This window comes from Sphingobium sp. ZW T5_29 (genome assembly GCF_044987515.1).
GTDB lineage: Bacteria > Pseudomonadota > Alphaproteobacteria > Sphingomonadales > Sphingomonadaceae > Sphingobium.
In genome coordinates this window covers 1-517 of record NZ_JBJDRM010000043.1, presented here as the reverse complement: position 1 = coordinate 517, position 517 = coordinate 1, and the positions used below count along the sequence as shown (strand labels likewise).

General features: G+C 61.3%; 2 protein-coding genes. One reads left to right on the top strand and one right to left on the bottom strand.

The window, feature by feature from the left end:
• The coding region (locus tag ACI3KQ_RS15975) for a hypothetical protein (protein ID WP_404959338.1) at window positions 1-268 on the bottom strand (268 nt) is incomplete at its 3' end.
• On the opposite strand from ACI3KQ_RS15975, the gene ACI3KQ_RS15970 reads away from it, so the two are divergent.
• The gene (locus ACI3KQ_RS15970) at window positions 173-400 is read left to right on the top strand and encodes a PadR family transcriptional regulator (protein ID WP_404959336.1); all 228 of its coding nucleotides are present in this window, start codon (window positions 173-175) and stop codon (window positions 398-400) included. The genes ACI3KQ_RS15975 and ACI3KQ_RS15970 overlap by 96 nt on opposite strands.
• Window positions 401-517 lie beyond the last annotated feature (117 nt).

Sequence of the window (517 nt, the reverse complement as noted above, 5' to 3'; positions counted from 1 at the left end):
CGGGCAGCCAAGGTCGGAATCGCCCGATGAAAGAATAGGATTGCGTGCAGCTACTGTACTGTGTAACAGTAGCTTCGTGACCGAAGATGCAAAGCTTGCCGCCGTCCGCCGGGGGATGCTCGAACCGCTCGTACTCGCGAGCGTCGAGCAGCATCGCCGGTATGCCGCCGAAATCGTCGAGGCTCTGCACGCCTGCGGCTTTCCCGTCCTGGAAGGAACGCTCTATCCCCTCCTCAACAGGCTGCGTCGAGACGGTCTGATCGAACATGAATGGCAGGAGTCGGCGTCCGGCCCGCCGAGGAAATACTTCGCTCTCACTGCCGAAGGGCGCACACAGCTCGCACGGTTTCGTGATTACTGGACCAGCCTCACTCACGCCCTCACGAACGTAGGAAACTGATATGACCGACACCCAGCACATGCGGCTCAGCGGCCACTCTGGAGCTTTCCCCCTCACCGCGGAGGCTCACCGCCTGCTCATCGGCTACCTGACCTCTTCCCGCGAACAGCTCTCCAA